At 59.2% G+C, this 13,291-nt stretch carries 15 protein-coding genes; 8 read left to right on the top strand and 7 right to left on the bottom strand.

The features are described 5' to 3' along the window. Positions 1 to 129: 129 nt before the first annotated feature. Positions 130 to 834, top strand: a complete 705-nt coding sequence (locus LAO20_19490) for a CPBP family intramembrane metalloprotease (protein MBZ5533619.1) — start codon at positions 130 to 132, stop codon at positions 832 to 834. 38 nt (positions 835 to 872) lie between these two features. On the opposite strand, the gene LAO20_19485 is transcribed toward LAO20_19490, so the two are convergent. Continuing rightward, positions 873 to 1,352, bottom strand: coding sequence for a GAF domain-containing protein (locus LAO20_19485; GenBank protein MBZ5533618.1), 480 nt, complete (start codon positions 1,350 to 1,352; stop codon positions 873 to 875). A gap of 164 nt (positions 1,353 to 1,516) precedes the next feature. On the opposite strand from LAO20_19485, the gene LAO20_19480 reads away from it, so the two are divergent. From LAO20_19480 to LAO20_19450, 7 genes are all read left to right on the top strand, one after another. After that, positions 1,517 to 1,969 (top strand): hypothetical protein, encoded by a 453-nt coding sequence (locus LAO20_19480; GenBank protein ID MBZ5533617.1) that lies wholly within the window; start codon positions 1,517 to 1,519, stop codon positions 1,967 to 1,969. Positions 1,970 to 2,063: 94 nt separating this feature from the next. Continuing rightward, positions 2,064 to 2,843 (top strand): DUF1275 domain-containing protein, encoded by a 780-nt coding sequence (locus LAO20_19475; GenBank protein MBZ5533616.1) that lies wholly within the window; start codon positions 2,064 to 2,066, stop codon positions 2,841 to 2,843. A gap of 50 nt (positions 2,844 to 2,893) precedes the next feature. Further along, the gene (locus LAO20_19470) at positions 2,894 to 3,052 is read left to right on the top strand and encodes a hypothetical protein (protein MBZ5533615.1); all 159 of its coding nucleotides are present in this window, start codon (positions 2,894 to 2,896) and stop codon (positions 3,050 to 3,052) included. A gap of 59 nt (positions 3,053 to 3,111) precedes the next feature. Continuing rightward, positions 3,112 to 3,960 carry a dienelactone hydrolase family protein gene (locus tag LAO20_19465; protein MBZ5533614.1) on the top strand — a complete coding sequence of 283 codons (849 nt, stop codon included), beginning with the start codon at positions 3,112 to 3,114 and terminating at the stop codon, positions 3,958 to 3,960. A gap of 36 nt (positions 3,961 to 3,996) precedes the next feature. Continuing rightward, positions 3,997 to 4,383, top strand: a complete 387-nt coding sequence (locus LAO20_19460; GenBank protein ID MBZ5533613.1) for a PEGA domain-containing protein — start codon at positions 3,997 to 3,999, stop codon at positions 4,381 to 4,383. Positions 4,384 to 4,529: 146 nt separating this feature from the next. After that, on the top strand, positions 4,530 to 5,417 hold the full coding sequence (locus tag LAO20_19455) for a DUF4097 domain-containing protein (GenBank protein ID MBZ5533612.1): 888 nt from the start codon (positions 4,530 to 4,532) through the stop codon (positions 5,415 to 5,417). Positions 5,418 to 5,588: 171 nt separating this feature from the next. Further along, the gene (locus LAO20_19450) at positions 5,589 to 7,610 is read left to right on the top strand and encodes a M13 family metallopeptidase (protein MBZ5533611.1); all 2,022 of its coding nucleotides are present in this window, start codon (positions 5,589 to 5,591) and stop codon (positions 7,608 to 7,610) included. A 76-nt stretch (positions 7,611 to 7,686) separates the two neighbouring features. Here the strand turns inward: LAO20_19450 and LAO20_19445 are convergent, their stop codons facing one another. The 6 genes from LAO20_19445 to LAO20_19420 all read right to left on the bottom strand — a co-directional run bounded on the left by LAO20_19445 (position 7,687) and on the right by LAO20_19420 (position 13,271). Continuing rightward, positions 7,687 to 8,013: a hypothetical protein gene (locus LAO20_19445; protein MBZ5533610.1), complete on the bottom strand. Its 327-nt coding sequence runs from the start codon at positions 8,011 to 8,013 to the stop codon at positions 7,687 to 7,689. Positions 8,014 to 8,282: 269 nt separating this feature from the next. After that, positions 8,283 to 9,305: a sensor domain-containing diguanylate cyclase gene (locus LAO20_19440; GenBank protein MBZ5533609.1), complete on the bottom strand. Its 1,023-nt coding sequence runs from the start codon at positions 9,303 to 9,305 to the stop codon at positions 8,283 to 8,285. Positions 9,306 to 9,512: 207 nt separating this feature from the next. Continuing rightward, the gene (locus LAO20_19435; GenBank protein MBZ5533608.1) at positions 9,513 to 10,517 is read right to left on the bottom strand and encodes an SDR family oxidoreductase; all 1,005 of its coding nucleotides are present in this window, start codon (positions 10,515 to 10,517) and stop codon (positions 9,513 to 9,515) included. A gap of 32 nt (positions 10,518 to 10,549) precedes the next feature. Continuing rightward, positions 10,550 to 12,130, bottom strand: coding sequence for a tetratricopeptide repeat protein (locus LAO20_19430; protein ID MBZ5533607.1), 1,581 nt, complete (start codon positions 12,128 to 12,130; stop codon positions 10,550 to 10,552). 162 nt (positions 12,131 to 12,292) lie between these two features. After that, a complete protein-coding gene (locus tag LAO20_19425) occupies positions 12,293 to 12,757 on the bottom strand; it encodes a C39 family peptidase (GenBank protein MBZ5533606.1) in 465 nt (154 codons plus the stop codon). A 109-nt stretch (positions 12,758 to 12,866) separates the two neighbouring features. After that, positions 12,867 to 13,271 carry a hypothetical protein gene (locus LAO20_19420; GenBank protein MBZ5533605.1) on the bottom strand — a complete coding sequence of 135 codons (405 nt, stop codon included), beginning with the start codon at positions 13,269 to 13,271 and terminating at the stop codon, positions 12,867 to 12,869. Positions 13,272 to 13,291: the final 20 nt, after the last annotated feature.

Below are 13,291 nucleotides of genomic sequence, written 5' to 3'. Positions count from 1 at the left end.
AGCGCACAGGCAGGAGTTCCTGTGCCACACGGGAATCGCTGTTGGGTCTGCTTACCCTGAAGTGGCCCTTTCGTCCAAAGGAACTACAGTCCCAAATCTGTCATTCCCGTTTGCAGTAGATGGAGGCCCTTGAACAGCATCGCCACCAGCCCAACACCCGCATCGCCATGGAAGCTCATCGCTCCCTGGTGGCACACCCTGCTGCTGTTACTGGCGCTGGCTGCCTACGCCGGGCGCAGTTTCTACCTCCGCGGCTTTGCGCCGTCGGCCATCCACGGACGCGTGGCGCGTTACGCCCTGGTGATATTCGCCGAATGGTTTTTCGTTGCGCTGGTCTGGCTGGGTACACGGACGCGCGGCGTGACCCTGCGCGAACTGGTTGGAGGCAGTTGGGCGCGCTGGACTGGGGTGCTGCGCGACTTCGGCATCGCTGTGGGTTTTCTGGTTGTGTCCAACGTGGTTCTGGGGCTGTTCACCCATCTGATCCACGCCAAACAGCAGGCCAACATCGGCCAGATGTTGCCGCAGGGCCCGGTGGAGATCGCGGTTTGGGTCTTGCTCTCCCTCTCCGCCGGAATATGCGAGGAAATCGTCTTCCGCGGTTATCTGCAAAAACAACTTTCCGCGATGGTGAAAAGCGGACCAGCCGGGCTGGTGTTGCAAGGCGCTCTTTTTGGCGCTGCGCATTCGTACCAAGGCGGGCAGTACGCGCTGGTGATTGCGCTTCTGGGAACTATGCTGGGCCTGATGGCACACTGGCGCAGCAGCTTGCGTCCTGGCATTGTCTCGCATTTCCTGCAAGACGGAGTGCTTGCGCTCATCGGCAGGCATTGATGGCAACGGTTGCGCCGCCAACAGCCGACGTCCCGCAGCTACGGCTTGGAGCCGGCGCCGTCCATGTACTTTCCCACCAGCGCGGCGCAGGCTTCCACGAACTGCTGGTCGGCAGGGCCGAAGGTGTTGGCGAAGTAGCTTTCAATGTCCAGTTCAGCGGCGAACTTGCTCTTCACGAAAACCGGCGTCACGATCTCTGACTTGACCATGTCCGTGCCGGGAAGATAACGGTGGTCTTTGGCCACGTCCTGCACCACGATGGTCTTGCCGCTGGTGGCGCATGCGCCGCAGAGTCCGCGGTCAAGCGGGATGCGCGCGTTGGGCGTAAAGCTGCCGACGAACGGCCCCACCACGAGAAAATGGTGGTCTTTGGGGTCCAGCAGGTAGAAACCGACCCAGTTGTAGCGCGCCAGCTCGTGGTGCAGGCGCTGGCACATGCGTTCCATCAGCGTTTCCACGCTGGCGGCCGACTGGGCGAATAGCTGAAATTCCTGTAAAAGCTCCTCGTGCCTGGGCATAGGCACCCCTTGTAGACGCATTTATAAACCGCCGGGCGGAAGCGAGCAACGCAAATCTGATTCGGGCAGTCCGTTGGTAACGCGAGTGGGGTTCCGGCGCAACTTGATCACGGCGCCACGGCCAGAGTATGGTGGACTTCTGTGGTGCGATGAGGGAGGGCGACATGTCCAGGCGAATCTTGCAGATGATGTTAGCCAGCGCAGTCTGCGCGGCGTTATTCGTGACTCCGGCTTCCGCCCAAGGCAAGGGCAAAGGCAAAGGCAAGGGGCAGCAACAAGATGATCGCGGTAGCAGCGCTGGAACAGTTCGCTTCAGCGGGCACGACCAGCAGATCATCCACGATTATTTTCGCGATCAACGGTCAAATCTGCCGCCTGGGCTCGCTAAACGCGAGCATCTTCCACCAGGGTTGCAGAAGCACCTGGAGCGCGACGGCACTCTGCCTCCTGGACTACAGAAACGTCTTCAGCCTTTTCCTGAAGAGCTGGAACACCGGCTGCCTCGCCTGCCCGTGGACTGCTACTGCGACCGGCGGGTGATTGGAGTGGACGTGATCATCGTCAACCGGCGCACACAGAAGATACTGGATATCATCCATGACGTCCTGACGCTATAACGCGGCGATTCACACGTTGTTTCCTTCCCTGCCCAGCGGCTAAAATCCCGCAGACATCTGGGACTCCGCCCTGAAGGCTCTGGAGGTTGCAAACATGCCCCGCAGAAGCGCCTTTGACATTGTTCCGCGCCGCGCCACCGTGCTTCTCTTCACCTGGGCCGCCGGAAGCGTGGACGCCCTCATGTACCTATCCGGCCACGTTTTCACCGCCAACATGACAGGCAACGCGGTGCTGCTGGGAATTTCCTCCGGGCAACTGAAGAGCACGGCGGCGGAACGCTCGCTCGTTGCGCTGATCGCTTTCATCGCCGGCGTGGTGCTGGGCGCCATCATTGTGGGCGAAGGCGACCGCGCCAAAACCTGGAAGCCTGTCCGCCGGGCGGTCTATGTTGAAACCGTGATCCTGGCGGTTTTCTGCGCGCTCAGCTTCGCGCACAGCCCGGACAGCCGCACTGTGATGAACTTGATGATCAGCGTTTCCGGCCTGGCCATGGGACTGCAAAGCGCCGCGGTCAAGGGTCTGAGCTTGCCGGGTATCGCCACGACGTACATCACTGGGACCATCACCAGTCTGTTCTCAGGGCTGGTGCATCGTTGGTTGCCTGCCGCCGGTTCCAGCGGGCCGCAAAAGGACGAAGGCATGCGCGATCCCGAACATTCCCTCAGCCTGCAAGCCGAGGTATTTCTGGCATACGCGTTAGCGGCGTTAGTCACCGCCGCCTTGCGCTCCAGCCTGCCTTCGGCTGTAGCGTTTTTGCCGGTCGTGGCCATTGCAGCGATTGCGGTGTCCATTTCCGTGCCGCAAAAGCCCAAGCCATGGAAGCTTCGGGCTGAGCGTGAACGGCCTTGGCCTGCGGGGCAGTTGCATCCGTGATTTTTGCAACCCGCTCGATTTTTGCGACGCGAATGTGTCATGCTAGTTCCATGAAAACCAAGAACATGCGCGAGCTGGAAAAGTACTGGGCCAAACAGGCCGACAAGAAGGTCGGTCTTGCAAACAGCAAGACGGCAAAAGGTGCGCCGGCGCCGCAGCGCGGAGCCTCGACCGTCAGGACAAGCAAGAGGACGAATGGGCCGAAGTAGGTAGAGTTCCCTTGACCACGATTGTCGGCTTCTTGCGAGCGTAGTACACTCTTTCCGCCATGAAACGAACCATCGCTCTCGCCGTTGTGCTACTGCTCAGTCTTCCCGCGGCCTTCTCGCAGGAATGGGCCAAACAGTCATTGGAAAAATCATCACGTCACAGCGAGTGGGTGCAGATCAAGCATGACAACCGCACCGTGCATGCTTTCATCGTGTATCCGGAGGTCAAGAAGAAGGCCCCGGTGATCATCGTGATCCATGAGATCTTCGGCTTGTCGGATTGGGCGCGGAGCGTGGCTGATCAACTGGCGGCCAACGGATACATTGCCATTGCTCCTGATTTTCTTTCCGGCATGGGGCCGAACGGCGGCAAGTCCAGCGACTTCCCCAGCGTTGACGCTGCGCGTGAAGCCAACTCCAAGCTGCCCGACGATAAGGTTACCGCTGACTTGAACGCCGTCGCCGACTACGCCAGGAAGATTCCCGCCGCCAACGGCAAGATCGCCGTCGCGGGATTCTGCTGGGGCGGCAGCCAGTCATTCCGCTTCGCCACCAACCGCAAGGACCTGAGCGCCGCGTTTGTGTTTTACGGCTCCGGGCCGAAAGAGGTCACCGCCATCAATGCCCCCGTCTATGGTTTCTATGCCGGCAATGACGCGCGCATCGGCGCCACCATTCCTGACACCACGGCAGCGATGAAAGCGGGCGGCAAGAAATATGATCCCATCACTTACGAGGGCGCGGGTCATGGCTTCATGCGCGCCGGACAAGATCCCGCCGCTGACGCCGCGATCGCCAACACCAGCGACGATCCAGCCGCCAAAAAAGCGCACGATATGGCAACGGCCAACAAGAAGGCCCGGGCGGAGTCCTGGGACCGGTGGCTGAAACTCTTAAAAGCGCTGTAGCATCTTGACCGCCAAAAAGACTCGTATGGAGGCATCGTGGCTGATGGTGTGATCGTTCTCGTGTGGCTCGTCTCACTGGCCCTGGGTATTGCGGCGTTTGTGGCCCAAATGCAGCTCTTTGGAATCCGGCGCGACGTGCGGGCCATCCGCGAGCATCTGATGGGCAAAGCCGCGGTTTCGCAGCCAGTTGGGGCGGGCGTACGCACTGACGTCACATCGTCGCCTTCCGGTGCGGAAATCTTTGTTGACGGCAGCAAGATCGGCGAAACGCCTTTTGCTTTTACCCTACTGCGCAAGCCGGACGGCGCTGAGCGCACCATCACCCTGAAACTGAAAGGCTTCCGCGACTACGAACAGAGGGTAAGCCCGTCGAATTCGCCCATCAAGATCTTCGCCGCACTGGAACGCGACGGGCCCAGCTAGCGGGCCGCAAATCACCTTCATAGCACTGGAGCCGCTTGGGCCCCGGTTACTTTTCCCCAATCTCTGCGTCTAACGGAACCAGCGACAGTTCTCCGGCGTACTAAGGATAGGGCAAAACGAAAATGCCCCGAAAAAGGGGGTTTCCCATGAATCTTGCAAGCCTGAATCTTGTGGGCCAAAAGATGCGCGCTCTTATTCTCGCCGTCGTCTCCGCAGCTCTTCTCGTGCCATTTTCCTTGTCCGCTCAGACTTCGAGCGATGAGAAAGCTGAACATTTCCAGCGTACCTTCAGTCTGGACGCCGGCGGCGCTCTGGTGGTGGACAACTACAAAGGCACCATCCACGTCACCGGCACGGAAGGCAGCCAGGTTGTGGTGGACGTCCGTAAGCGCTTTGATGGCAGCGAGTCCGACCGTAAATGGTGGATGGACAACCTGCAGATCAACTTTCACAATGACAGCGGGAAAGTTGAAATCGCGGTCAAATACCCGAACTATACCTGTGTTTTCTGTTGGCAAGACTACACCGCCGCGGTGGAGCTTGAAATCCGCGTCCCTCGCCAGGTCAACGTGAGAATTGAATCCTATAAGCCGGACATCAGGATCGCTTCCATTCAGGGTGACATCCGCATCCACAGTTACAAGTCGCCCATCGCCATTGAGTCCACCAGCGGCGGGATTCGCATTGACACTTACAAGGACTCCATCCGCCTGCGCGACGTGAACGTGCGCGGCGCGTTGGACATCAAGTCCTACAAAGCTGACGCCGATATCAGCGTCCGTTCCCTGGGCGACAGCGCCAGCCTTGAAACCTACAAGGGCGAGATCATGCTTCGCCTGCCCAAGAATGCCGGTTTTGACGTGGATTTCTCCGGCGGCCGCCGCACCAGTTTCCACAGTGACTTCCCGCTCGCCTCACATGCCGGCAGCCGCTGGGACCGTGACGTCCGCGGGACGGTCAACCAGGGTGGCACGCACCTGCGTCTGCGCAGCGAAAAGGGCTCAGTTACTCTTCGGCAGGAAGGCAGTCTCTAAGCATATTCTTGGTTTGCTGCGCGCGTGCCAACACCTTTGGGTTTGACGAACGCTGATCGTGTGCCGATGCAGGCGGTTGATCGGCTTCCGCATTGGATGACCTGCGGGCTTGTCCGAATTCTGTTCTTGTTAAGATTGTTATTCTCATCTCACTCGCCGAGGGATCGCTAAATGCGTTTTTTGAAGTATTCGTTAGTTCTGCTGCTGAGCTGTGCCTCAGCCTTCGCCCAACAAACCCCGCAACGTGGAATCGAACTGGGCGACCTTGACCGAAAGACCGACCCCTGCACGGATTTCTTTCAGTTTGCCAACGGGACGTGGCGCGCCAACAATCCCATCCCTGCGTCCATGTCGCGCTGGAGCCGCCGCTGGCAGGCCGGTGAAGCCGCCAAGGAACAGCTCAAAGTCATTCTGGATGAAGTCTCGAAGAAAACCGACTGGCCTAAGGGCAGCGTTGAGCAACTTATTGGCGACTATTACGGCTCCTGCACCGATGAAGCGCGCATCAACAAAGCCGGACTCGCCCCGGCGCAGCCGTTTCTTGCGGAAATTGACGCCATCAAGACTCCCGCCGACCTGCAGAAGACCCTGCGCCACATGCACGCTCTGGGGATCTTTGTTCCCTTCGGCCTGGTTTCCCAGCCGGATAACCACGAACCCGCCACCACCATCGCCACCGTATTCGCCAGCGGCCTCGGGCTACCGGATCGCGACTACTACCTGAAGACCGAGAAGCGCTTTGTGGACGCCCGCGAAAAGTATCTGGTCCACGTAACCAACATGTTCAAGCTCGCCGGTTACGATGAAGCCAAAGCCAAAGCCGGCGCCACAACCGTGTTTGAGTTCGAGAAAAAACTTGCGGAAGCCTCGCTGGACAACGTTGCCTTGCGCGATCCCCAGGCTACCGACCACAAAACGAAGTTCGGCGACCTCAAGAAGCTGTCTGCAGTCATGGATTGGGACGCTTATTTTGACGCCGCCAAGCTTCTCCGCGCCGATCTCAACGTCAACGAGCCCAAGTTCATGCAGGAAGTGGACCGCCAGCTCAAGGAAACTCCGGTCGCTAGTTGGAAGACATATTTGCGCTGGCAGTTCCTTCATTCCACTGCCGACGGCCTGTCCGATCCTTTCGTCAATGAGAACTTTGCGTTTTACGGCCAATATCTCAACGGCGCCAAGGAACTCAAGCCCCGCTGGAAACGCTGCGCGGAAGCCACGGACAATCTGCTGGGCGAAGCCCTGGGCCAGAAGTACGTGGAGAAGTATTTTTCGCCGGAAGCCAAGAAGCGCGCGCAGGAAATGGTCCAGAACATCCTGGCGGCGATGCATGACACCATTGAAGGCCTGCAATGGATGACGCCGGACACCAAGAGGAAGGCCTTGGAGAAGCTTTCCACTTTTAACCCCAAGATCGGTTACCCCGACAAGTGGAAGGACTACAGCGCCATCAAGCTGGGCCGCGAATCGTACTGGGCCAACCAGGAAGCAGCCGTCCGCTGGAACGTGGAAGAAGACCGCGGCCTGATCGGCAAAGCCACGGACCGCGGGCGCTGGGGCATGACGCCGCCCACCTCCAACGCCTATTACAATCCCCTGCTCAATGAGATCGTGTTCCCCGCCGGCATTCTCCAGCCGCCGTCATTCAGCGTGGAGAACGCTGACGCCGTCAACTATGGCGGCATCGGCGTGGTCATTGGCCACGAAATCAGCCACGGCTTTGACGATTCAGGAGCGCAATTTGACGCCCAGGGCCGCCTCAACAACTGGTGGACTCCTGACGATCTCAAGCATTTTGAAGAGCGCACTGCCTGCGTGGTCAAACAGTTTGAAGGCTATTACATTGAGCCCAACATCCATCACAACGGCAAGCTGGTGCTGGGTGAAAGCATCGGCGACCTAGCGGGCGCCAAGATTGCCTACCTGGCGTTCAAGAAAGCCCAGAAGCAGCACCCGGCCCCGACCATTGACGGCTTCACTCCGGACCAGCAGTTCTTCATCGCCTGGGGACAGTGGCGCGGCGACGAAATCCGTCCGGAAACGCAACGGGTCATGATCCAGGGCGATCCTCATCCCATCGCCAAGTATCGCGTGATTGGTCCGGTTTCCAACCTCAGCGAGTTTGCCGAGGCGTTTTCCTGCAAAGCCGGAACGCCGATGGTCCGCCCGCCGGCGGATAAATGCGAAGTCTGGTAGTTCTCCCTGAGAAAAGCAAAGAGACGCGGGCTGGTCCGCGTCTCTTCTTTTGGCACCCGAGTTTTGAAGCTGCCGCTTACCGCCTCTGGTACGGGCCGTTGTTGTAGCCCTGCGCGTACCCTTGCGCGTAGCCTTCACGATAGAACGCCTTGTACTCGTTCTTGTTGCCGAAGCGCCACTCATAACCGTTGTCGGCGTGCTTGTAGCTGCTGTCGTGTGTCGGACGGAAGCTGTGTCCGGTGCGCCGGTCTCGCAAGCCGTCATTGAAGCCGTCCTGGCGTCCCATGCGCCGAGCAAAATCAGCAACGTAGTTGCGGTCGCGGTAACGGTCGTCACGATCGTAATGCCGCTGCGCCGGGACAATCGCTTGTGCTCCGGCAAAGGCGATGCTTCCACTCAACATTGCAGCTCCCAAAAATATCCCTCGCAGATATCGCATACGTTCCCTCCGTATCCTGATTCATTCAAGCCTATGTTTAGGCGTTAACGCCTTTCTGACTTCCCTTTGCATACTAGGAACACACGTCGGCCCCGCTCCACTCTGGAAAATTGTAAAGATGAGTAAGAGTTGGTAAAGGCGCAGGACTCGCCCAGCATTGGGCTAGGTGAAAACGAAGAGTTTAAGAGTTTGTGCGTCGCCGGTCTGCGGCAAGGGGTTCCGCCGAATGGTGTCTATTCAAAGGACGGGTTGATGAGCTCCATCCACACCGTGCCCCCTCCGCCGGATCGCGATGCAGACTCGGTGGAGGGTAAGTCCACGCTCGTCCGGTTGCCGCCATTCTTCTTGCTGAGATACATAAGCGAGTCGGCGCGCGCGATGGCCGCGTCCACAGAATCGCCTTTCCGTAAGATGGCGCCGCCGACGGAGGCCGTCACCCAAAGGCCCATGGCTCCCACACGGACTTCGGAGTGGGCGATCAGCTTGCGGCAACGCTCGCCCACTTCATGCAGTCCGGATGGAGTTGCGTCGGCTACGATGACCAGAAACTCTTCTCCGCCCCAGCGGCCCACCAGGTCCTCGGAACGCAAGCTTCGCTGTAAAGTCTGGGCCACGGATTTCAAGAGATCATCGCCCACAGCGTGGCCGTGGTGGTCGTTGACCCGCTTGAACTCGTCAAGATCAATCATCAGTATCCCGTAAGCTCGCCCGACTTCTTCCATTTCTTGCGCCGCCTGGTGCACTTTCAAGTCAGTGTAATGCCGGTTGGGAAGGCCGGTCAGAAAGTCGCGAAACGCCAATTTGGCCAGCTCCAGCGTTCTGCGCTCCATGATCCGGGCCCGCAGATCGCTGAAGATCTGAGCCACTCCCAGCACGCGCCCATGGTCGCCAATGATAGGGACAACTCGTGCGCTCACCGGGACCCGGTGCCCTTGTTTGTGACGCAGGTAAACTTCCGACTCGTGGCTTTGGCCGTCCTGGAGGGCGGCCGTGAACGGGCAGCCGTTCTCACAGAGCTTGCAGCCGTTGTCGTCCACGTGCGCCAAGAAATTGTCACAGCACAAGCGGCCGACGACTTCCTCGGCCGCATAGCCGGTCAGGGCTTCGGCCGCATGGTTCCAGGAGATGATGCGCCGGTCAGCATCCACCAGATAGACGCCATCATAGAGGTTCGCCAAGAGCATTTGATGAAAGGATGCAAGCACGCTCGGAGTCCCGAACCAGGAAGGCGTGTATTCGCGGTCTTCATTACTCATGCAAACCTGCTTGTGCAAGCGCGTTTAAGGCTTCATGGAGGGTAGCAAGTCACATCTCCGGTGAGATGTGACGGCCATCACGGACATAGACACGCGGAAGTGCCTGCCTGTTTGAGTGGTATGAAGGTTTTCTAATGAGGTTTTGGGGTTGCTCAGGCAGGAATGGGCCCCGGATTGCTCAAGAATCCCGGCCTCACACTTCAGCCTTCACCTGTTGCTCGACAACCCGAGTTCAGTGGACCGCTGCTCATATCCGGCAATCTGCCGCCGCGGGCTGGCGGCAAAATGTCCGACGAGCTTCTTTACATAAACGGACAGCGGCGTGTATTCCATTCCCAGTTCGCGTTTGCTGCGCGCGTTGTCCAGCGACGACATCCATCGGCCGCTGAAAGGCGAGCAATCAGGCAGCAATTGCAACGCGTCCAATTTCTCTCGCGGCACGCGCGCCAGCTTCAGCGGACGCCCGGCGATCTCCGCCAATAGCTGCAAGAATTCTTCGAGTGACACCGTCTCATCCTGTCCAATGTTGTAAGCCTCGCCTTTGCCCAGATCGCTTTGCGAGGCGAGCCGCAGAATAGCCTGCACGACGTCTTCGCCGTAGACGTGGCGCACGGGCAGGTTGGCTTCGTCGGGAATCAGAATCGGTCCGCCGTCCTGCAAGCGCAGAAAGTAGCCATAGATGCGGTCGTAGTGGTCGCGCTCGCTATTTACCATCGGCAAGCGCAGGCTGGTGTAAGGAAATTTCTTCTCCTGCCACGCGCGCGCAAACACATCTTCCGCCTGGCGCTTGTCGAAGCCGTAAAGCCAGTTGGCGTGATCGGACTCATGCGCCTTCGGCGGTTCGGCCATCACCTCGCCCGGATAATCATCTTCTTTATACGGTCTCTGCGCGCCGACACGCACCAGATACACCTGCCCGGTGCTTAAGAAGATGTAACGACCGGCGCGTCCACTGAGCACGTCCACGGCAGCTTCCGCGTCGACGCCGGTGTAGAGAGTTGTGTCCACCACCAGGTCGAAGTCTCTGCCGCCTATCGCCCGGCGAAGCTGGGCCGGATCACTGCGGTCGCCACGCAACCGCTCTACTTCTTGCGGCAAGTCATCCGGAGTCTGGCCGCGATTGAAGACAGCAATTTCGTATCCCTGCTCCAGCAGAGCCTGGACAATGGACGGTCCCAGGTTCCGTGTTCCTCCGATGATCAGCGCGCGCATACTGACATTCTAGAGCACCGCCGAAATGATGCTTACCGATCCAAGGTCGCAAAGAACTCATTGTTCCCTGTCCTCAAGTCCTTCCCGTACACGAGCACCACGGTCACACCCAGTATGCGCACCTTGGCTTGCGCGCCCACATCCACCAGCAATTTCCGCTGGGTCAATAATGGGTCAGGGTCCGTGATCCGGCCCGCATCCGCAAACGGCCCCATTTTCACGGCGAAAATTCCGTTGGAATAAATCTTCTTGTCGGTTTCCCAGTTGCTGAGGACGTAGTCGCGGCCCAGCGGCGCGCTGCCTTTGCGTCCGTGGCGCGTGCCCACGTGGGCGCGCATGGGCAGGTCATTGTCCGCGCCCAGGCCGAGCATGAAGAGTTCGTCAAACGGGACGTCACCAAACGTCTTGCCGCCGCGCAAGCGCCACCAGGTCTGGTAATCGTCACCTTTCACGTCCGGCAGCCAGTGGGCTTCAAGTGATGCTTGAAGTTTTTCAAAGGCCTCAGCCGGCGGCGACCACAGCCGTCCCGCTTGCGAACGCAAGCCGCTGGAGAGGGTAATCCGCCGCTCCGCCGAGCGCCAGAGTTGCGCGTCGAGAGCCGCAGTTTCTTTGAGCTGATAGCCCTCCTTCAACATCTGCGTCGTGAGCACCGGTCCCAGCGAACTTACGGGGACCACATTGCGGAAATCGCGATGCGAAACTTCAGCGCCCAGAGTCCACTTCCAGCGCCAGCCGATGAGGCGCGAGATTTCCACCGAGCCCACTTCCTTCCGCAGGTTGAGCGACTCCAGCACCGGCGCCGGCCCGGTAAAGCCGTTGCGGATGTCCCAATTCTCATTGCGAACATCCACGCTCAGGCGATACCGCCAGCGTGGGTCGGCCGGTGAACGAAAGCCCAGCGGCCCGGAGAGCGAAATCCTCCCGCGACGTTTGTCCGGGTCCCAGCGAAACCCTGAAACAATGTTGATCGCCGAACGCTTCAGGTTGTAGTACTCCGGCGTGATCTCCTGGTTTCCCAAGCCGCTGAAAGTGCGCAGAAGCGCGTCAAGCTTGCCGTTGCCGAAGCCGTTCAGCTCTTCCGCGCGGACCACCGCGTCAAACTTCCCGTCGTCGCCGGCCACCAGATCCAGGCGATAGCTGGGAAATATCTCCAGATTGTTCATGCGGGCTTCGCTGGTCCGCAGCTCTTCCAGCGTGAGCAGGCTGGCTGGAGAGAAAGCCAGCGCATGGTCCAGCAGCGCGGGACGGATGCGCAGCTTGGGATCGTTGCGAACCGCAACCACGGCCGGACGGGGTTTGGCCAGGAGGTTCCAGTACTTCACCGCCGCTTCAACATTTCCCTGGACGAAATACAGAGTGGCCAGAAAGTCATTGGCGTATTCATCTTTGGGATCAAGCCGCAGTGCGCGGCGCAAATGCGCAGCCGCGGCGCCATATTTCTTCTGTTTGAACTCGATGCCCGCCAGTTCGCTGGGAAAGCGTTTGTCCTGCGGCGCCAGCTGCCTGCCGGCGACGAGAGCGTGCCGCGCTTCATCCCATCGCGAAAGATTGGCCAGGGCAACGCCGAATTCGAATTCCTGCTCTGCGGAACGCTGTGGGATTTTCTCCAGCATTTGGACCAGTTCCGTCCAGCGTTCTTGTTGAAAGAGTTGCTGTTCAGAAGGAGCGCTTTGCGCGTGAGCGACGAGCGGTGGGCCCGCCAACGCCAGACAAAGCAAGATGCCAGGTAATTTCACGAATCCGCGGCAAGTCTTCGGGTTTGACAGGCGACGCACCTATTCCGGTACCACCAGCAGAGTCCACCGGCCCACAGCGGCCCACTCTTTTTCAAACGCGCTACGTTCTTCCTTGATCAGCTTCTTCTGCGCCGGATCATTCACCAGAACCAGGCTCTGCTCCCAATCGAGTCCGGCCAACACCACGTAATGCCGGGCTTTCTCGCCCGGCACGGGTCTCAGAGCCACGATCAGCGGCCGTCCTTTTTCCAGATGGGATTTCAGATCGTCCCATGTGGCGCGAAAGACAAACGTGCGGAAGCCGTGCTTTTGTAGATATCGCTCCATGTCAGAAGCATAGATGCCTTTAGCTTTGGCGGAGTACAAAGCTTGCTGGATGACCACTGGATCAGCGGCGGCGTCGCTCGCGGGCGATTCGTCGGCGGACTTGGGCCGCTGCTGCGCCCAGTACTGCATGACCATAGCGACGACGGCTGCGCCGCAGCCATCTTTCTCTTGCTTCACGAACGGGACATCCAGCCAAATACCGGATTTCTCTGAGGCAAAAAACGAACCGCAGAGACATACGATGAACGCAAGTCTCTGCGGCGCGCGTCTTAACATGAGGATCTCGCTATCGGACTGCCACAATGATCAGCACGACGACGGCAATGCCCAGGATGATCAGGATCAGGTCCCGGTCACTCAGCTTACCGGCGGCAAAATCGGCCTGCGCTTTGTCTGCTTGCGCTGCCAGCTTCGCCAGTTCCTGGTCATTCAACGTTGCCGCGGCGGTGCGTACCTGCTGCGGGTCCATCTTGGCGGATTTGATGGCTTTTTCCGCCACGGGTGAAGAGAGAAACTGGCGGACGGTGTCCAGATTGTGCTGCCGCGCCTGCGATGCTGCCAGCACTTCCTTCTGCAGGTCAGCAGGGCTTACCACGTGGCGCTGCGCCACTAGGTCCGTAGGAACAAGAAAGAGTGTCACCAAAACGAGAGCAATCACCATGCGTGCCGATTGCCGCAAATCAAACTGCATAGTTCGGTTCCTCCGAGTAA

The sequence above is a fragment of the Terriglobia bacterium genome, from assembly GCA_020072815.1.
In the GTDB taxonomy this organism is placed as follows: Bacteria; Acidobacteriota; Terriglobia; order Terriglobales; family Acidobacteriaceae; genus Angelobacter.
Note: the sequence above shows the minus strand (reverse complement) of the source record. Positions and strands in the feature narration are given on the sequence as shown.